Raw genomic sequence first — 17,919 nt, forward strand, 5'->3', positions numbered from 1 at the left:
CGGGGTCAGGCCGGCGAGCCGTAATCGCCTTCGGACGGCCGGCTGTGCCAGGCCACCGACGTGGTCGTCGGCCACGGGCCGCCGTCCCCCAGGCGCTGGTGCACCGCCTGCGCGCTCGCCGCCGCGGCCTCCAGCACGCGGGTCAGCGCCTGGAACTCCGCCAGCGACGGCTCCGGCATCGACGTGCGCAGGTAGACGTTGCCTCTCAGGCTCAGCAGCACGAACGGCCGGCCTTCGACCAGCACGTCCTGCGTCGCCTGCGCCAGCCGTTCGGACAGGTCCTTGTCCAGCCAGGCCATCACCAGCTCGCGGTTGATGCCCACCGCGCCGAAGCGCTGCCGCACGAGCTTGGATTCCAGCTGCGAGTGCTTGGGGAACATCACCAGCCAGCGCATCTCCTCGGGCGTGTCCGTGTCCACGCGCGTGCGCAGCGTGTCGGTGTAGGCCTCGAAGACGCTGCTCTCCAGACGCTCCATCAGCTTGCGCTCGATGAGCATCATCTGCATGTCGGGGTTGATCTTGAGCTCGCAGCGCATGCGCAGCTCGTAGCCGTCGATGTAGCTGCGCTGCGAGGGGCCCCACTCGATGCGGGTCAGGCCGGGCAGCGTGCGGGGCAGGTCGATGACGAAGCCGCGCCCGTCGCGGGCCTGGCGCAGCTGGCCGCCGCGTTCCGTGGCCCATTCGCTCAAGGGACGCCACCGGGCCGCATTGGCACGGGCGGCGAACCACAGTTTGATTTGTTTGATTACCATGAGGCGGGACGATGCGCGAGGGGCCCGGGGTCCGTGCATTGACGAGTCGCTTGACAGATCGATTGACGAGTCATCCGACGTGTCGACGGTCGTGTCGACGAACAGGGCCTCGCGCCCGAACGGAGAACGCTTGATGATCGAAGTGTATTCATGGCCCACGCCCAATGGCCACAAGGTTCACATCATGCTGGAAGAGTGCCGGCTGCCTTACCGGGTGATTCCCGTGGACATCGGCGCCGGCGACCAGTTCGACGCGAAATTCCTGGCCATCAGCCCCAACAACAAGATCCCCGCGATCGTCGATCCCGACGGCCCGGACGGGCAGCCGATCTCGCTGTTCGAGTCCGGCGCGATCCTGCTGTACCTGGCCGGCAAGACCGGGCAGTTCCTGCCGCCCGACACGCGCGGACGCTACGAGGCGCTGCAGTGGCTGATGTTCCAGATGGGCGGCGTCGGGCCGATGCTGGGCCAGACCCACCACTTCCGGATGTACGCGCCCGAGAAGATCGAGTACGCCATCGACCGGTACACCAACGAGGCCAAGCGCCTCTATGGCGTGATCGACCGGCGGCTGGCGCACACGAAGTACATCGCGGGGGACGCGTACGGCATCGCCGACATGGCGATCTTCCCGTGGCTGCGCGGCGCGAAGAACCAGGGCGTGGAGATGTCGGACCATCCGCATCTCAAGGGCTGGTTCGACGAGATCGCGAAGCGGCCCGCCGTGGAACGCGCTGTCGAGGTGCTGGCCGAGAAGCGCCGGCCGCTGGTCGACGACAAGGCGCGCGAGGTGCTGTTCGGCAAGACCCAGTACGAGCGGCGCTGAGGCGGGGCGAGCGGTGGGTAGCGCGGCGGGTAGAACGGAAGGTAGGGCGGCAGCTTGAACCCTGGAGCGGGCGTCCGGTCGACCGGACGTCGCGGGGGTCAGATCTTGCCCAGCCGTGCCCGGTCGCCGAGCTCGGTCAGCCAGCGGCGGCCGTCCTCGCGGATGGCCGTCGCCAGGCCCTTGTCCTGCAGGCGCTGCTGCATCTCCTCGCTGACCGGCATGCCGCCGGGCGATTGCGGCAGGAAGTAGAGCGCGGCGCGCTCGTCCTCGGTGATCACCAGGTCGGCGGGCGGGACGGGGAAGGTGAAGGTCGGCGGCGTGGACATGCGCCGCAGTATCCCTCAGGGTCCCGCCCCGTCAGAGCTCAGGCGTCGGAGCTCAGGCCTTGGCCACGCGGCTGCGACGTCGACCCGCCACGCCCGCGGCCAGCGCGGCGATGCCCAGCAGCGCGAGCGAGCCCGGCTCCGGCAGCTCGCCGGCGGCGAAGGCCAGCGAGTTGGCCATCAGCAGCGCGCCGTCGGTCGACGGATTCCATCCGCCGGGCGCGACGTCGCTGGACGTGGGGAACATGTTCAGCCCGACGACCACGCCGTTGTGATCCATGCGGTACCCCGCCAACGCCTGTCCGTTGCTCCAGCCGGCGACGATCTCGGCGCCGGCCTTGGCCGTGAGCCGGTAGCACAGCGCGGACGCGCCGCCGTTGAAGCTGGTGATGTCACGCATCAGCGGGCTGTCGGCGCGGATCATCTGACCCAGGCCGCCGCAGGAGTTCTGGTTGTTGCTGGTGTTGAAGACGTCGTAGTTGGCGGAGACGAACCGGCCTTGCATGCCCTTGAAGCCGGCCGTCGCATGCGACAGGCCCGCTTCGACGACGCCGCCGCCGGCGTCCACATAGTCCGCCAGCACGTTGCCCAGCTGCACGGCGCTGGAGAAGGGCACCGTGGCGCTCTCGTTGTAGACCAGGACGGCGTCGTAGGCGGTCAGCATCGCCAGCGTGGGCGTGCCGGTGGCGACATTGAAGACGTCGACCACGCCGCTGAGCCGACCCGTGGCGGCGATCTTCGACTGCACGTCGGCCAGGCTGCCCGCCTGCACCGGCGCGCCGAGGATCAGCACCGAGGCCTGCGCGGCGAGGGTGGTGGCGCACAGGGCGGTGGCGGCCAGGGTGGACCGGAGGACGGGAAGGAAGGTCGAGCGCTTCATCGGGGGTTCTCTCTGCTGTCTGTCGTTCTTGTCGTCGGAGGCGGGACGCCACACTCCGGAAGGCGGAAGGCGAGGCCGGAAACCGGACCCGGCAAGCAACATCCAAGCCACGGCGCCGGAATGTCCCGCGCCTCAACGACTTGCAACACCTGTCCCTGGAGAATGGGTCAGCAGGTGTAATGAATCCCGACACTTCCGGCGTGGAAGTTGCTTCGCGGACCGCCCGCGCGCGCGGGCCGCGGCCGCCCTTGTAATGCGGGGGTAAAACACCGTCGGCGCGCGTGGCGTCCGGCGACGGTTGGAGGGAAACTTGCCCTGGCGTGAAGGCGCAACCTGCTTGTCAGCGGGTCGCGATTCCGATCACAACGCAAAAGGAGTCCTCATGTCAGCCAAGCCAGACCACACCGACGCCGTCGGCGGCGTCGAGAGTCACAACGGACGCTGGTTCGTCCGCGAAGTCGTCGGCGAGGCACCGCCGTTCCGGGCCCGCTACCTCGTGATCGCCGCGCATCCGGCGCCCGGCGGCAAGCCGGAACTCAACGGCTACTGGCATGAGCTCGAGCGCAGCTTCGACACCTGGAGTTATGCGGCCGATGCGGCGCTCGAAGCGGCGCAGCGCACGATCGATTTCCGCCCCTGACGGGCCCCGACGGGCCGGGACCGCCGGCTCACATGCCGGCGGTGATCTTCTTCTGCAGTGCCTTGTACTGCTCCAGGCGCGGGCCGCCCAGCGCGACCGCGCGTTCGATCGCCTGCGAGGCCTTGTAGCGCAGCCCCTGCTCGAGCAGCACCTGCGCCAGGTTGTTCCAGCCGTCCGGCAGGTCGGGCCGCACATCCGTCAGCCGGGCGTAGTGCCGCGCCGCGGTGCGCCGGTCCTTGGCCGCATAGGCGGTGTTGCCGGCGCCGAGCAGCAGCACGGGCTCGCCGGGCCAGCGCGTCAGCGCGGCGGTGTAGCCCTTGCGCGCGGCGGACGCGTCCAGGCGTTCGAGCGCGGCCAGCGCCGCGCCGGTGCCCGCGCCGTCCAGCGAGGCCGGCAGCAGGTCGGGCGGGAGCGTCGTCATCGCCCAGTAGTCGCCGCGCGCCCAGGTGCGCTCGAAGACCGGCAGCTCGACCTCCTGCCGCGCGGTCTTGCCGCTGTGCAGCAGGATCGTCCGGCGTTGCCGGTCGTAGCCCACGACCACCGCGTAGTGCCACACCGGCGCGATGTCCAGCGACAGGTTCTGGAACACGATCACCGGATGACCGGCGGCGACCTCGGCCAGCAGCGCGTCCAGCCGCGGCGGCAGCACGTAGGCCGGCAGCCCCTGGCGGCGCGTCGCGACCAGCATCTCCGTCTGGAGCGAGCCCTTGCGGCCCGGCAGGAAGACCTGCGGCTTCAACTGCTCCACCGTCGTGGACTTGCCGGCCGTGCGCAGCAGCATGGCGAGCGCGGCGGGGCCGCACTCGTAGTCGTCCTGCATGATGAACGGCGTCTTCCCGGACAGGTCGATGCGCGCCGGCAGGTCGGCGGGCCATTGCCGCTCCAGCGCCTGCAGCTGCGGCGGCGTGCTCGCGCACCCGCCGAGCAGCAGCGCGAGCGCCAGCGCAGGCGCGGCCAGCGGGATCAGCGGTCGCGAGGACAGGGCGGAGCGCGCCGGCCGGGTCATCGGCATGAGGGCCTCAGCGGATCGATCGCGTGAACGGGAAGACCTTGGTGAAGCCCAGGATGTCGGTCACCAGCAGGATCACGAACACGGCGAAGATGATGCCGAGCACGTCGCCGCCGGCGGGCGCCTGGGCGATGCGGCCGTCCAGCGCGCGGATCTCGTCGTCCGACATCGCGTCCACGCGCGCTTGCGCGGCGGCGGTGTCGACGCCTTCCTTGACCATCGCCTGACGCACGTCCTCGCGCGCGAAGAACGCGTTGACGCGGACGCGGCTGTCCGCGGCCGTGCCGGCGGTCGCGGGCTGCACCAGCGCATCGGTCGGCACGACCTGCGCGCTCGCGTGCATCGGCAAGGCCATCAGCGTGCAGGACGCGATGAGCGTCGACGCGATCGCGCGCTTGGCCAGCGAGGGGCGCGACACCAGGGGCGCGGGCGCGACGGCGGTGTGTGCGGCCTGGAAAGCTTGTTCTTGTCGGTTCATGGTGGACCTGGGTGAAGGGGTGGCGAAATCCTAGGTCCGCGACCGAAGCTGTTACAAGTTCGATTACCGGGCGTCACATCGGATGCAATTGCCGGGTGATCCCGTCCCGGGGGAGGGCGGTCGAACGTGTTAAGGCAGCGTGGCGCTGGAGCGGTCTGGCGATGCCGTCCGCCGCCTGGCCGGCGCCAATGTCGATGTCGATGTCGATGTCAGCGATCGCAGCGCTGGCCGCTGGCGCTGCGCAGGATCCAGCGCTCCGCCTTGCGCGACAGCAGCGCGGTGGAACTGAGCGTCCCGAGGTCGCAGGTCCCCGCGTCGACTTCGGCGAACTGCGCCAGCTCCACCGTGTCCGCGTTGCGCCAGCGCATGAAGCGGAAGCTGATGGCCGTCTGCTCCGGCGTGGGCTGGAAGCGGTAGCGCTCGACCAGCCGGCCATCCTCGAGGCTCCAGAGGACGACGCCGTTGAACTCCCGGCCCGGCGACGCATGCGTCACGACCAGGTAGCGGCCGTCGGGCGACGGATGCACGTTGCCGTGCATCTCATACCGCGTGCCGTCGGCACGCGACACCCACAGCAGTTCGCTGCCGGCGGCCAGCGTCGCGCGCACGACGTAGAACTGGCCGTCGGGCGACAGGCCGTCGAGGCGGAAGTCCACCGAGGGCAGCAGCGGGTCGGCGGGATCGGGGCGCTGGCTGTCGAGGATCACCGGCCGGCCCTTGGCGACGGGCAGCCACAGTCGCAGGTCGTCGCGACGTGCGGCGAGGCCGAGCCGGCGCAGCACTTCGGCTTCCGCCTGGGCGCGGAACTCCTCGTCGGAACCCTCCTGGGCGACGGGCGCTCCGGCAGCCTCGGACGATGGCGCGAACAGGCTGCCGCGGGGCGCCAGCCCGACGGACGCGACAGGGCGCGGCGGCGCGGGCCAGGCATTGGACGTTGCTTCGGCCGCGAATCCCGTCAGCACCAGCGCGAGCGCGAGGGCCGTCCGGCAGGCGCGGCCGCGGTGCGCGGCGAAAGCGGACGAGGCGGCAGCGGTGATGACTGCGGATGCGGCTGCGGAGAGGGGCGCGGGAGAAGCGGCCTCGACAGCGGACGGAACGGACAACATCGGACGGAAGCGCGGGCGCGAGCGCAGGCGGAATGGGACTTCAGGCGCCGGAGTCTAAAAGGGCCAGCGTGCGCTGGCCCACACACGTTACGCCTGGTGACAAGGCCTGACCCCGTCGAACGGCGTGGTGCTGACGTCGATCTCGGGTGGATCACGTGGCGGACGACGCGTCCGACGACGCGGCGGAATCCGCCGCCGCTCAACGTCGGCAGCGCGGCGCGGTGACGTCCTTGAGCGCCCAGTGGTCACCGTCGCGCGCGAGCACGACCAGCGATTCTTCCTGCGCATTGGGGCAGGTCAGGGGATCGCCCGACGTGGTGCGCTCCAGCTCGATCGTGCGGTTGTCCTTCCAGCGCATGAAGCGGTAGAGGGCGTAGCGGTCGTCGGGCTCCTGCCGGAACCGCTCGACCAGCCGGCTCGAGGTCCGCTCCCAGATGAGGATGCCGTTGAAGTCGTTGCCCTCGGAGGCATTGACGACGACCAGCAGGCTGCCGTCCGGCGAGGGCCGGGGCGTGGCGCGCAGCCGGTAGCGTTCGCCGTCCTGGCGCGAGACCCAGATGACGTCGCTGCTCTCGTAGTAGGTGGCGCGCACGACGAAGAACTCGCGATCCGGCGACAGGCCGTCGAAACGGTAGTCCTCGTAGGCGGCTTCGCCGTGGCCGCTGGCATTGGGCCAGACGCTGTCGAAGAGTTCCGGCCGTCCGGACACGGTGGGCAGCACCAGCCGCGAGCCGGTGCGCTTGATGAGATCGTGCCGGGCCGACACGTTGGCCTTGCGGATTGCGTCCGCCTCGGCCTTGGCGCGGAAGGCCTCGTCGGAGCCGTCGCTGCCGGCGGCCTGTCCGGGGTCGGCCTCCGGCTTCGCGCGCTGCAGGTCCGTCGTGAAGTCGCCCTTGGGGGCGATGCCGGACGGTCTGGCCGGCGGGGGCGGCTTGTACGGCGTCGTCTGCGCGGCAGCCGGGCCGGCGGCGACGAACAGGGTGGCCAGGGCCAGCGCCCAGGGCGCAAGGGGGACGGCGAATCGGGCAGGCAGGGGCATGGAGGTGGCGTCAGTTCAACCGTGGATCGCCGCGGCGACGATCTGGCCGATGGAGATGCACATGGCCGCCACCACGACGGCGAGGGCCATGTTCTTGTGCTCGACGATCTCTTCCCACAGCTTGTACGGGGTCAGCTTGTCGATGACGATGAAGCTGATCCAGAACACCAGCACGCCGATCAGGGCGTACAGGATGGAGCCCAGCACGATCGCGGGCTTGAGCCATTCGAAACCTTCCATGTCGTTCTCCTGAGCTGTCGTTCGTTCAGTGTCGAGGTCGCGCATGCCGACCATGGGCGGAGGTCCGAGCGGCCGGAGTGTCTCCGCGATTGTCGGGCGACGCGTGACCGCTCGTGTCTATTTGTGGCCGCCGCCACCGCTGCTGTAACCGCCGTAAGAGCCGCCGCTGGAGCCCACGTAGCCCACGCCGGATCCGCGGCTGCTGCGCTTGCACTGCTGGTACTCGGCACTGCTCTCGCCGTAGGTGTCCTTGTAGCGGTCGCAGTCGTCCTTGCTGCAGGCGCGCAGCAGCGCGAACAGCACCGCGATGACGAAGATGCCGATGATGATGTTGCGCAGCAGCTTGCCCTGGTCCATGCCGGACGAGACGTCGCGGCGCAGCGCCGGCATCCTGTCCTCGGGCAGCGCGGAGAAGCGGCGCACCTCGGCGGCGTCGAGCGCGCGGCCGTGGCTCCAGGTCACCTCGTTGCCGGCCTGCTCGCTGCTGAGCAGCTCCAGCCGCGTGCCATTGCGCCACTCGTAGTCGCGCACGAGCGCGCGTTCCTCGCGCTTGACGCGCCAGTAGAACTCGCCCAGCACATAGGTGACCTTGGCGGTGTAGGTCCACTTGTGCTTGAAGTCCTTGTCCTGGTAGGTGACGGCCTTGGCTCTCGCGTTCGACGGCGCGCCGGTGATCGGGCGCACGACGCTCCAGCCGTCCTCGGTGTCGACCAGGAAGGCGAAGCCCTCCATGCGGCTGAACAGCAGGTATTCGCGCCAGAAGGTCTGTTCGTCCTCGCTGGACTCGGGGATGTCGCAGCGCTCCAGGTAACCGACGACCTGCCACGGCTGGGGCGTGCCGCCCGCGATGGCGAGCAGGCCGGTGGTGCCGAGCGGGATCTGCGGTTCCCCGCCGGTGTTCTGGCGGTAGGCCGTCAGGTCGGCGCCGGCGCCCTTGGACACGTCGACGACCGACTTGCACTGGCCGCAGACGATGGACTGCGTCGTGCCGAGTGCCGGCTCGAGCGCCGCGCCGCAATTCGGGCAGGGCAGCGACCTGGACTTCAGCGTCGCGCCGCTGTCCTCGCGCAGGCCGGTCAGCTTCAGGTCGGCGAGCACCACCGCGCGCCCGACCGACCAGGTGGGCTGCGCCGGATCGCTGTACTCGAGCGTCGCGACCTCGTCGGCGGTGTTGCGCAGGTCGACGACCGGGAAACTCGTCGCGAGATGGGGCGGATGCGGCAGCTCGCCCTCGACGGCCGCGATCGTCGCGTCCTCGATGGACGCGACCTGCCAGGCCGAGCCCGCCAGCATCTGCAGACCGCCAGGGCGCAGCGTCGCGGGATCGGGGGCGCGCTCGTCGAGCGGCGCCTCGAAGCTGATGACGAAGCGGCCGTTGTCCTCGGCCAGCCAGCCGCTGCGGGGCGGCCGGTCGGCGCCGGCGTCGAACAGGATGTGCCAATCGTTCCAGCCGCCGTCCGCATAGGACATCTGCAGCCGGCCGACGACGACGAAGCCCGTGCCGGCATAGCGCCCGGCGGCGCCGAGCTGCAGCGGCGAGTAGTCCTCGAAGACTTCGGAGGTCGTGCCGATCTTGCGCAGCGCGTCGCCCTCACGCAGCAGCGTGGAGCGGCAATAGCTGCAGACGGCGCTGGCGGACGCGGCCGAGGCGAACTCGACCGGCGCACCGCAATTGGGGCAGTGCGCCTGCCAGCGGCGCTGGGGGAAGCGGTAGCCAATCAGGATCCGGGGCGGGACCAGCCGGTGACGCCGGACGGCGTCAGCTGAGCTTCTTCAGCAGCTCGGCCTTCTTGGCCGCGAATTCCTCGTCGGTGAGGATGCCCTTGGCCTTGAGGTCGCCGAGCTTCTCCAGCAGCAGCAGCACCTCGTCGGCGCTGGCGCTGACGGGTTGCGGCTGCACCGGCGCGGCGGGTTGCGCGGTCTGATTGGCGCCCGCCAGGCTCTGCTGCAACTGCTGCGCCATGGTCTGGCCCAGGGCCAGGCCCGCGCCGAGCCCCATCGCATCGCCGGCCACGCCGCCACCGCCGCCCGAGCCGACGCCTTCGGCCAGCTTGGGGATGGCCTGCGCGGTCTGGTACTGCATGAACTGGCCCATGTTCTGGCCGATCATGCCCATGCCGATCTTCTGGTCGAGGATCTTCTGCAGTTCCTCGGGCAGCGAGACGTTCTGCAGCGTGACCATCTCGAGCTTGAGGCCGAGCGCGTCGAAGGACGGCGCGGTCGCTTCATGCAGCGCCTTGGCGAACTCGACCTGGTTGGCGGCGAGGTCCAGGAACGGGATGCCGGACTGGGCCACCGCGTCCGAGATGTGCTGCAGCATCAGGCCGCGGAGCTGGCCGTCGAGCTCGGTGACGGTGTAGCGCTCGCGGGTGCCGGAGATCTCGGTGTGGAACTTCTTCGGATCGACGACGCGGTATGAGTAGTTGCCGAACGCGCGCAGGCGCACGGCGCCGAAGTCCTTGTCGCGGATCGTGACGGGCTGGGTGGTGCCCCAGCGCTGGTCCACCTGCTGGCGGGTGGAGAAGAAGTAGACGTCGCTCTTGAACGGGGACTCGAAGAGCTTGTCCCAGTTCTTGAGGTAGGTGAGGACCGGCAGCGTCTGCGTGGTCAGCTTGTACATGCCGGGGCCGAACACGTCGGCGACCTTGCCTTCGTTGACGAAGACGGCCATCTGCGATTCGCGGACGGTGAGGGAGCCGCCGTACTGGATTTCGAAGTCCTGCATCGGGTAGCGGAACGCCAGGACGCCGTTGTCGTCCTCGGTCCACTGGATGATGTCAATGAACTGCTTCTTGATGAAGTCCATCAGGCCCATGGCGCTGCTCCACGAAAGGCACGGTCCAAAGCGACCGTCGCGGGGGAGTATCCCTCAGCGCCAACGCGACCTTGGTCACCCCGAGGGGGAGGGTTTCCACATGGAAACGACGGAGCGCCCCTTGCCCCTCGTCGGGGCGTGACGCAGAACTTGCGAGCCACGACCGGTTTCCCGTCAGGGTGACCGGACCTGTCCGCGCGGCAGCGCGGACTGCAGGCAACAGGTCCGGGATGACGCATGAAGATGATCCAGGCTGGAGCGGCGGTCCTGCTCGTGACTTCGGCCGGCTCCGCCCACGCGCTGTGCGCGCTGCTGTGCACCTGCACGCTCACGACCACCTCGCTGCAGTTCGGCGTCTACAACCCGTTGGCCTACGGGGACGTCAGCAGCACGGCCAAGGTGCAGGTGAAGTGCGGCGGCGTCCTCGGGCTGCTGATCCCGCTGACCGTCTACCTGGGCGCGGGCAACGGCACCGTCGCGGCCAGGCGCCTGTCGTCCGGCACGGCCAGCCTGGGTTACGGCCTGTATGCCGATCCGAACTTCACCGTGCCGCTGGGCGACGGCACCAACGGGACGGTCACGATTTCGGGCTCGGTGGACATCGACCTGCTCGGGCTGTCGCCCGGGCTGGAGTACACGATGTTCGGCCGCATCCCGGCGCGGCAGCTCAGCACGCCGCCCGGCGTCTACGTGGACGTGATCCCGGTCATCCTGGAATTCTTCTGAGCGTCTTCCTCGGGCGCACCGCGCCGGCCCGGCAGGCCCGGCGCGGTCCGGTCGGCCACCCGCTGTCCGCTGTCTGGAACAGGGCTACCTGGCGCTACCGCAACTGGCCGACGTCGGCGTCCACAGCGTCGGCGTCGAGGCCGGCGTCCAGCCGGCGCCGGCCCAGGCGGTGTGCGTCACCAGGGCCTTGTAGGTCTTGCCCTGATAGCTGACGACGGTGCCGACGTTGAAGGTCTTGCCTTCGCTCCAGGCCGCGCAGCTTGGCGCAGGCGCAGGAGACGGAGCGGGCGCCGGTGAGGGCGGGGGCGCAGGGGACGGGGCCGGAGAAGGCGCGGGGGCCGGGGAGGGCGCTGGAGAAGGCGCGGGCGGCGGCGGCGTGGCGCCGCTGGTGTCGGTGCCGTGGGTGGCGGTGGTCCAGCCGAGGAACTCGTACCCGCCCTGGTCGGGGCCGTGCGAGCGCACGTACGACTGGAAGTTGGGGATGGCGACGCCGCGGCTGACGTAACCGTTGAGCGCCAGCTCGGTATAGCCGGACTCGGTGTGATAGTTGCGGCAGTCGCGCACGCCCGATCCGTTGGTGAGCGACCTGGCCATGTACTCCAGGCCCATGGCCAGGCGCGGCAGCGCGTCCTTGGCGTTGGGCTTGTGCATCCAGACCGAGTTGTCGCCCTGGTTGGCGGCCATCTCGGCGGCCTGGGCGATGCCGATCAGGTTGTACTGCGGGTGCCAGCAGTCGCGGGCCTTGAGCTCGTTGATCTCGCCGTTGCCGTAGATCGACACCGGGATCATCTCGATCAGCCGCGTCAGGCCCGCGGCATAGCGGGTCGGGTTGTCCTGGTAGACGCCGGTGGCCATCATGCCGAGCGCGGCGGAGACGGCCCAGTTGTTGACGCGTGATTGCGCCTTGGCGGTCTCGGTGTAGAGGCGGTCGACGAAGCCGTTGAAGCGCGTGACTTCAGCGGCTGGCCAGTTGCCGAGCCCGCCGCCGTGGTGGCGCAGGATCTCGGCGGCACTGATCCACACCGGCAGCATCCACGCCGCCTCGAGCTGGACCTGCGCGGCGTTCGTGCCGGAGGCGACGGTGAAGCCGCGGAAGGTCGCGGCCCAGTCGTTGAGGATGGCGACGGCCTTGTCGCGGTGGCGCACGTCGTTGGTCTTCACCCAGCGCAGGGTGTTGAGGTAGGCGGCCATCGCGTCGTTCTTGAAGCGCGACTCCTGCGGGCCGCGGGCGCTGCCGACGACCTCGACGGTGGTCAGCGCCTGATGCGCATACGTGTAGTTGCTGCGCGAGTCGGCGAGCACCACGGCGTAGCCCGTCTTGATGCCGCTGCCGGACGGCGAGTTGGCGGCGGCCTTGAAGGTGTCGAGCCGCGCCTGGCTCATGAAGATGCCGGGGTGGCGGAACTTCGCGGGGGCGGTGGCCTGGATGGTCGCGCGGGCGCTGTCGTCCTGCGCGACGGTGGCATCGATCGCATCGGTCGCATCGCTCGCGTCGGTCGCATCGGCCTTGGACGTCGCGCCCTGCGCGACGACGCGCGGATCGAGCCCTTCGCCGCCGCCGCAGGCCGTCAGCGCGGCCAAGAGGAGGGGCGCGAGCGTCCATCGGAAACGGCGGGCAGAGGTCGCTTGTGGCGAGCGTGCGTGGCGCGTGGAGGTGTCCAGTCCGGTCATGTTCTTGAAGCTCCGCTGATGAGTGCGAGGCGACTTTACGAACCTGAAAACCGGCGGGGTGTGACGGGCGGTAATGAGATGCGAGCGGCGAAACGTCTGCGCGTTGGAGCTACCGCGAAAGGGGTAGGGTCGGGCGCGTTCAATCGCCGGGATAACGATAGGTCTTCGTGAACGGGACGCCGTTGAACGTGTGCGTGCAGCAGCGGCAGGTCGGCGCCAGGGTGGACGGGCCGACGTCGGGATTCACGAGTTGCAGCAGGCCCGCCTCATCGACGTAGAGGCCGCTGAAATGGCTGGACTCCCCGGTGCACACGTAGTCCTTCCGATCGTCCTCGTGCAGCGCGACCATCCAGAAGATCGGGTCGGGACGATCGAGTCTGCTGACGGCCTCCGAATGGACCTCCGACCACGGTTGCCCGACCTTGGACAGCAGGAACCGGTAGAGCGGCGTGTAGTCACGGCCACGTTGCTCCTTGCCATGCATGGGGCGACGCGTGGCGTCTGACATCTGCTCTGCCTTGGTGTTGCGCGTGTCGCCGAAGTCGCGTGCGCGATGGCGATCGCGCATCGTGTGCGCGGTCGTGTTTTCCTTGCGATAAAGCGGCGGCTTGGGCTTGTTCATCAGCAGCGTTGTAATCGAATCGACCGACCCATGGCCAACGCGTGTCGCGGCCTGCGGATGACGCCGGTGAACGGACGCGGAAGGCGGTTGGATGGCGGGCGCCGTATCCGCGCGCAGCTGCCCGCATTGCTTCCTCTCCCGCTTGCGGGAGAGGGTCGGGGTGAGGGCCAGCGGCCGCCGCAGTCCTCGCTCCGTTCAGTATCCGCGCGTCTCTTCGGGCCGCAGCCCCCGCCGCACCTGCTCCCGCGCCCGCGCCTCTTCCTTCATGAGCCTGCCGTTGGCAACGTGGCGGACGATCCATGGCAGCGTGCGAAGCTTCGCGCCACTGGCCGTTGCCGGCACCCAGGCCTTCGCGCATTTCTCGAAGAGCTCCGCGTTGAGCGCCAGTCGCGACGGCGTCATGCCGAGCAGCAGCAGCTGTCCCGCATGCAGTGCCACGTTGCCACCCTCGGCCAGCGCGCCGGGCAGTTGCGACAGGTCATGGGTGGGAGGCGCCATGTGGCCGAGCTGCCGGATCTGTTCGTCGAAGACGGCCGGCATCCAGCCGCCGAAGGCCGACATCTGCCGGCAGAACGGGCCGCCGCCGACGAGCACCGCGCAGACGTCCTGGCGTGCCTGGTAGACCGCGCGATGCAAGGCAACCGTCGGGGGCCCCTGCGGGCCTGGATCGAGCGGCAGCGCCTGCATCGAGGCATCCATGGCGGTCCCCCACCACATGCGTCCGCTCGAGGGATCGCGCAGCGACACGCTGTCCGAAGGCTGCGGCATCAGCCCGCGCGCCAGCAGCCGCTGCCGAAGGCTGCGCCAGGTGTCGGGAAACGCCTCGCCGCTCATGTCAGCGCCATCACGTCGTCGAAGCGGTTCAGCGCATCGTCGATCACGTCGTCGGTGTCGGCCAGGCTCGTGTAGAGCCGGCTGCCCGCCACCGAGATCAGGCCGTGTGCAGTGAACGCCGCCCCCATCTCCTCCATCATGTGCTTGCGACGCTTGGCCTCGTCCTTGACCTTGATCAGCTTCCACAGGCTGCTCGTGTCGAGCAGCAGCACGCCCGAGGTCTGCAGATGCACGATGGAACCGAGGTTGTAGGCCACGTAGGGCAGTCCGCGCCGCTGGATGATCTCGTCCAGTCCCCGGCGCAGGCGCTCGCCGGCGCGGCCGGCCACGGCGGGCGCATTGGTGCGCTCCACCTCGAGCAGCGCGTGGTAGCCCGCCACGCAACTGAGCGGATTGGCCGACAAGGTCCCGCCGACGAAAGCCCGCCGCGATGTCGTCCCGATCCCGCCGACCAGCGACATCATGATCTCGCGCCTGCCCCCGATCGCGCCCGCCATCGGGTATCCGCCGGTCAGGCACTTGCCGAGCACCGTCAGGTCGGGCGTCACGCCGAAGTAGGCCTGTGCGCCGCCCATGCCGGCACGGAAGCCGGTCACCACCTCGTCGAAGATCAGCAGCGCGCCGAACTCGTCGCAGAGCGCGCGGACCTGCGCGTTGAACTCGCGATGCACGGGCCGCGTGCCGCTCTCCGGACCGAAGGGCTCCAGCAGTACCGCCGCCGTCCCGCCGCGCAGCCGGTTCCAGCGCAGCATGCGGCGCAGGGCCTCCGGGTCGTTGGGCAGGCACTCCTGCGTGTTGGCCGCGGCGCCGCGCGGGATCCCGATCGCTTCCATGCGGCCGGTCTTGGGCAGCCGCATGCCGTAGACGAGCTGATCGCTCCAGCCGTGGTACGCCCCGCCGATCTTGATCACGCGCTGGCGCTTCGTGAACGTGCGGGCCAGCCGCACCGCGCCCATCACCGCCTCGGTGCCAGACCCCAGCATGCGCAGCATCTCCACGCCGGGCATGTGGCGGCAGACGAGTTCGGCGAGCTTGACCTCGTACTCGTGCAGCAGGCCGGTGACCGGGCCGCAGTCGTCGAGCAGCGCGTGCACCGCCGCGCGCACCGCGGGCGGATTGCTGCCGAGCAGCGTGGGGCCGCCGGCCTGCAGGAAGTCGATGTAGCGGTTGCCGTCGATGTCGGTGAGGTGCGCGCCCTCGGCCCGCGTGATCGCCAGCGGGAACGGATGGTTGAAGGCGAGGTTGTGCTGCACGCCGCCGGGAATGACGGTGGCGGCCTGCGCCGCGAGGCGCTTGGATCCGGCGCAGTGATCGTCGAACCAGCGCAGCACCTTGGGCATCGCGTCCGGCCGGATCGGTCGCATCGGCTGGTTGACCAGCGCGGCGAAGCGCTCGTAGAGCGCGTGCGTGTCGGGCCAGGCCGGCACCGCGGGCGCGTCGGGCGGCAGGACGCCGTGCGACGGATCGGTACGGCGGTCGCCTGGCGTGAACGCCGCGGGATCAGCGGCGGCGGCGCCGGAGGAGGGGCGGAGGCAAGCGTAGACATCACGGTCCCTTGAGATGGAGCAGCAGATCGCGCACCGGGGCGAGCCGGGCCATGAGGCCGGGCTCGCGGCGGGCGCGTTCGTCGATGCGCGCCGCGAGCAGGTCGCGGGCGAGGGCCTCGAGGTGCTCGACGGCGTCGAGCGCGGTGGCGCTGTCCGCCGCGCAGCACAGGATGCCATGGTTGCGCAGCAGATAGGCCTGTCGATCGGGCCGGACGGCCTTGGACAGCTTGCCCGCCAGCCACGCGGTGCCCGACGGCGCATAACCGACGACCGGCACCTCGGTGCCGAGCCAGCGTCGGTGCGCCTCCGGCACCGCCAGCGCCTGGCCGATGAGCGCGCAGGCGCTCGCCAGCGGCTGGTGTGGTGGACGCTGCAGCCGACGTCCGGCCGCGCGCGCAGCACGCGCGCATGCAGGGCGGTCTCGACGGAGGGCTTGCGTTCACCGTTGCTGGCGTCGTCGACGACGGCCAGATCGGCCAGCCGCAGCACGCAGACGTCCTCGGGCCGCATGACCAGGTAGTCCGTGGCCGACGGTGTGACGGCAACGAGTCCGTCGTCCATGCGCAGCATCAGGTTGCCGCCGGTGCCGGCGAAGTAGCCGCGCTCGGACAGGCGCAGACAGAGGTCCACCACGTGCCGGCGCGCGATCTCGTGTTTCATGTCGAGCCTTCCGTCGCCGTGCCGGTCGCGGTGCTGGTGGCGGCGGCTGCCGCTGCTGCCGCAGTCGTCGTCCCGGGCACGCGATTGAGCCGGTGATACAGCGGCGCCAGGCGCTCGCGGATTTCCTTGAAGGCCTCGAACTTGTCGTCGTAGAGGCTGCGCAGCGCGACGGTCGGTTCGTAGATGCGGCGCGTGCGACGCAACGCCGGCAGGTCCGCGAAGCGCAGCGCGCCAGTGCCGATGCCCGCGAGGTAGGTGGCGCCGATCGCATTGGCCTGGATGGGATGCTCGAGCTGTCGGATCGGCTGGCCGGTGACATCCGCGAGGATCTGGCACCAGACGTCGCTCTGCGCGCCGCCGCCCACGGTCGCGATGGTGCCCGGCGAGCGCCCCAGCAGCCGCGCGAAGGGCGCCATCATCCAGCGCGTGTTCAGCGCGACGCCCTCCAGGAACGCGCGGAAGATGTCCTCTCGCGAGTGCTCCAGCGAGAGGTTGATCAGACCCGCGCGCAGCAGCGGATCGTCCACCGGCGTGCGTTCGCCGAAGAGCCACGGTGTGTAGATCAGCCCGCGCGCGCCGGGCGGCACGCGCGCGGCGATCTTGTTGAGCAGCTCGTAGACGGCGGGGTGTTCCTCGTCGGACGCCAGCTCGTCGGGGTGGTAGAGGATGCGGTCGCGCAGGAAGGACAGGTTGGCGCCGGCCGTCGACTGCAGCGCCAGCGCCAGGTAGCGCTGATCGACCGCGCAGGGCACCGCCGCGATCTTGTGGCGGACATCGGTGCGCATGGTCGGCACATGCGCGCCCAGCCACGACGAGGTGCCGAGGTAGAGGTGGGTCTCGAAATCCGACACCGCCGCGCCGACCGCGACGGCGGAGGTGTCGACCGCGCCGGCCACGACGGGCGTGGACGCGGGCAGTCCCAGCGCCGCGGCGACCTCGGGCAGCAGCGGCCCCAGCACGTCGGTGGAGCGGACGATCGGCGGCAGCTTGTCGGCGTCCAGTCCCAGCGCGCGGATCAGGCCGTCGTCGTAGCGGATGCGCGAGGGATCGCGGTTGTCGGTGACCCAGCTGGTGAGGATGGAATCCTGCGTCGCGCACACGCGACCGCAGAGGCGGTAGTTCAGGTAGTCGAGCGCATTGAGGAAGCAGCGCGTGGCGTCGTGGACGGCGGGCTGTTCGTCGCGGATGAAGGCCATGTGGCCGGCGGCGTCGCGGCCGCTGAGCGACGGCGCGCCGCCGGTGAGCCGCAGCCAGCGCCAGAGCTTGCGCGGCGCGTAGCCCTCGATGTTGAGCCAGCGGCCGCGCAGACGGCGTCGGATCGCGGCGGCACCGCGCGCGTCCAGCCAGCTGAACGCCGGACCGATCGCGCGGCCGTCGTGACCGAGACAGACGGTCACCTCGGTCTGCGTGGAGCAGCACACCGCCACCACGCGCCGGCGTCGCGCCGCGTCGGGCGCGAGCACTTCGCCGGCGGCGTCGAGCAACGCCTGCCACCAGGCCTGCGGATCCTGCTCCGCCCGCGCGCCGTCGATGTGCAGGGGGACGGGACGGAAAGCCCAGGCGAGCACGTCCCCCGCCAGCGTCACCAGCGCGCACTTGCAGCCGCTGGTGCCGAGGTCCACCGCCAGCACCAGCGGTGCCGCGGCAGGGGCGGACGACAAGGAGGGACTCGAAGCGCCTGGCGAGGGTGAGGGTGCGCGCGAGGGCGAGGGCGAGGCAGCCGGCGACGCAGGCGGAACGGGCGCAGTGGC

At 70.2% G+C, this 17,919-nt stretch carries 18 protein-coding genes and 1 pseudogene; 3 read left to right on the forward strand and 16 right to left on the reverse strand.

What is annotated here, in order from left to right; translation table 11 throughout:
• Positions 1–5: 5 nt before the first annotated feature.
• The gene (locus ACQ86G_RS18135) at positions 6–752 is read right to left on the reverse strand and encodes a hypothetical protein (protein ID WP_431256621.1); all 747 of its coding nucleotides are present in this window, start codon (positions 750–752) and stop codon (positions 6–8) included.
• A gap of 133 nt (positions 753–885) precedes the next feature.
• On the opposite strand from ACQ86G_RS18135, the gene ACQ86G_RS18140 reads away from it, so the two are divergent.
• Positions 886–1,578: a glutathione binding-like protein gene (locus ACQ86G_RS18140; protein ID WP_431256622.1), complete on the forward strand. Its 693-nt coding sequence runs from the start codon at positions 886–888 to the stop codon at positions 1,576–1,578.
• 98 nt (positions 1,579–1,676) lie between these two features.
• On the opposite strand, the gene ACQ86G_RS18145 is transcribed toward ACQ86G_RS18140, so the two are convergent.
• A complete protein-coding gene (locus tag ACQ86G_RS18145) occupies positions 1,677–1,904 on the reverse strand; it encodes a hypothetical protein (RefSeq protein WP_431256623.1) in 228 nt (75 codons plus the stop codon).
• A gap of 52 nt (positions 1,905–1,956) precedes the next feature.
• Positions 1,957–2,781: a PEP-CTERM sorting domain-containing protein gene (locus ACQ86G_RS18150; protein ID WP_431256624.1), complete on the reverse strand. Its 825-nt coding sequence runs from the start codon at positions 2,779–2,781 to the stop codon at positions 1,957–1,959.
• Between the two features lie 382 nt (positions 2,782–3,163).
• Here ACQ86G_RS18150 and ACQ86G_RS18155 point away from each other — a divergent pair, with 382 nt between their 5' ends.
• On the forward strand, positions 3,164–3,421 hold the full coding sequence (locus ACQ86G_RS18155; RefSeq protein WP_088406659.1) for a hypothetical protein: 258 nt from the start codon (positions 3,164–3,166) through the stop codon (positions 3,419–3,421).
• A 28-nt stretch (positions 3,422–3,449) separates the two neighbouring features.
• Here ACQ86G_RS18155 and ACQ86G_RS18160 read toward each other — a convergent pair whose 3' ends face one another.
• From ACQ86G_RS18160 to ACQ86G_RS18190, 7 genes are all read right to left on the reverse strand, one after another.
• The gene (locus ACQ86G_RS18160; protein ID WP_431256625.1) at positions 3,450–4,433 is read right to left on the reverse strand and encodes a PA2778 family cysteine peptidase; all 984 of its coding nucleotides are present in this window, start codon (positions 4,431–4,433) and stop codon (positions 3,450–3,452) included.
• A gap of 7 nt (positions 4,434–4,440) precedes the next feature.
• Positions 4,441–4,908, reverse strand: a complete 468-nt coding sequence (locus ACQ86G_RS18165) for a PA2779 family protein (RefSeq protein ID WP_431256626.1) — start codon at positions 4,906–4,908, stop codon at positions 4,441–4,443.
• Positions 4,909–5,117: 209 nt separating this feature from the next.
• Positions 5,118–6,014: a hypothetical protein gene (locus ACQ86G_RS18170; protein WP_431256627.1), complete on the reverse strand. Its 897-nt coding sequence runs from the start codon at positions 6,012–6,014 to the stop codon at positions 5,118–5,120.
• Positions 6,015–6,213: 199 nt separating this feature from the next.
• On the reverse strand, positions 6,214–7,053 hold the full coding sequence (locus ACQ86G_RS18175; RefSeq protein ID WP_431256628.1) for a hypothetical protein: 840 nt from the start codon (positions 7,051–7,053) through the stop codon (positions 6,214–6,216).
• A 15-nt stretch (positions 7,054–7,068) separates the two neighbouring features.
• Positions 7,069–7,293: a DUF350 domain-containing protein gene (locus ACQ86G_RS18180; protein ID WP_067270396.1), complete on the reverse strand. Its 225-nt coding sequence runs from the start codon at positions 7,291–7,293 to the stop codon at positions 7,069–7,071.
• A gap of 117 nt (positions 7,294–7,410) precedes the next feature.
• Positions 7,411–9,033, reverse strand: coding sequence for a DUF4178 domain-containing protein (locus ACQ86G_RS18185; protein WP_431261443.1), 1,623 nt, complete (start codon positions 9,031–9,033; stop codon positions 7,411–7,413).
• Between the two features lie 19 nt (positions 9,034–9,052).
• Complete coding sequence (locus tag ACQ86G_RS18190; protein WP_431256629.1) at positions 9,053–10,108, reverse strand: SPFH domain-containing protein; 1,056 nt, start codon at positions 10,106–10,108, stop codon at positions 9,053–9,055.
• 237 nt (positions 10,109–10,345) lie between these two features.
• Between ACQ86G_RS18190 and ACQ86G_RS18195 the strand changes: the two genes are divergently transcribed.
• The gene (locus ACQ86G_RS18195) at positions 10,346–10,834 is read left to right on the forward strand and encodes a spore coat protein U domain-containing protein (RefSeq protein ID WP_431256630.1); all 489 of its coding nucleotides are present in this window, start codon (positions 10,346–10,348) and stop codon (positions 10,832–10,834) included.
• An 84-nt stretch (positions 10,835–10,918) separates the two neighbouring features.
• Here the strand turns inward: ACQ86G_RS18195 and ACQ86G_RS18200 are convergent, their stop codons facing one another.
• The 6 genes and pseudogenes from ACQ86G_RS18200 to ACQ86G_RS18225 all read right to left on the reverse strand — a co-directional run bounded on the left by ACQ86G_RS18200 (position 10,919) and on the right by ACQ86G_RS18225 (position 17,829).
• Entirely contained in the window at positions 10,919–12,415 is a 1,497-nt protein-coding gene (locus ACQ86G_RS18200; protein WP_431256631.1) for a carbohydrate-binding protein, read from the reverse strand.
• Between the two features lie 229 nt (positions 12,416–12,644).
• Positions 12,645–13,127 (reverse strand): hypothetical protein, encoded by a 483-nt coding sequence (locus ACQ86G_RS18205; RefSeq protein WP_431256632.1) that lies wholly within the window; start codon positions 13,125–13,127, stop codon positions 12,645–12,647.
• Between the two features lie 195 nt (positions 13,128–13,322).
• Positions 13,323–13,961, reverse strand: coding sequence for a hypothetical protein (locus tag ACQ86G_RS18210; protein WP_431256633.1), 639 nt, complete (start codon positions 13,959–13,961; stop codon positions 13,323–13,325).
• Entirely contained in the window at positions 13,958–15,388 is a 1,431-nt protein-coding gene (locus tag ACQ86G_RS18215) for an aspartate aminotransferase family protein (RefSeq protein ID WP_431256634.1), read from the reverse strand. The genes ACQ86G_RS18210 and ACQ86G_RS18215 overlap by 4 nt, the downstream gene beginning before the upstream one ends.
• Positions 15,389–15,506: 118 nt before the next feature.
• Positions 15,507–16,168 (reverse strand): annotated as a pseudogene (locus tag ACQ86G_RS18220) (class II aldolase/adducin family protein).
• A complete protein-coding gene (locus ACQ86G_RS18225; RefSeq protein ID WP_431256635.1) occupies positions 16,165–17,829 on the reverse strand; it encodes a xylulokinase in 1,665 nt (554 codons plus the stop codon). The pseudogene ACQ86G_RS18220 and the gene ACQ86G_RS18225 overlap by 4 nt, the downstream one beginning before the upstream one ends.
• Between the last annotated feature and the right edge of the window lie 90 nt (positions 17,830–17,919).

The organism is Roseateles chitinivorans, from assembly GCF_050632145.1.
GTDB lineage: Bacteria > Pseudomonadota > Gammaproteobacteria > Burkholderiales > Burkholderiaceae_C > Roseateles > Roseateles chitinivorans_B.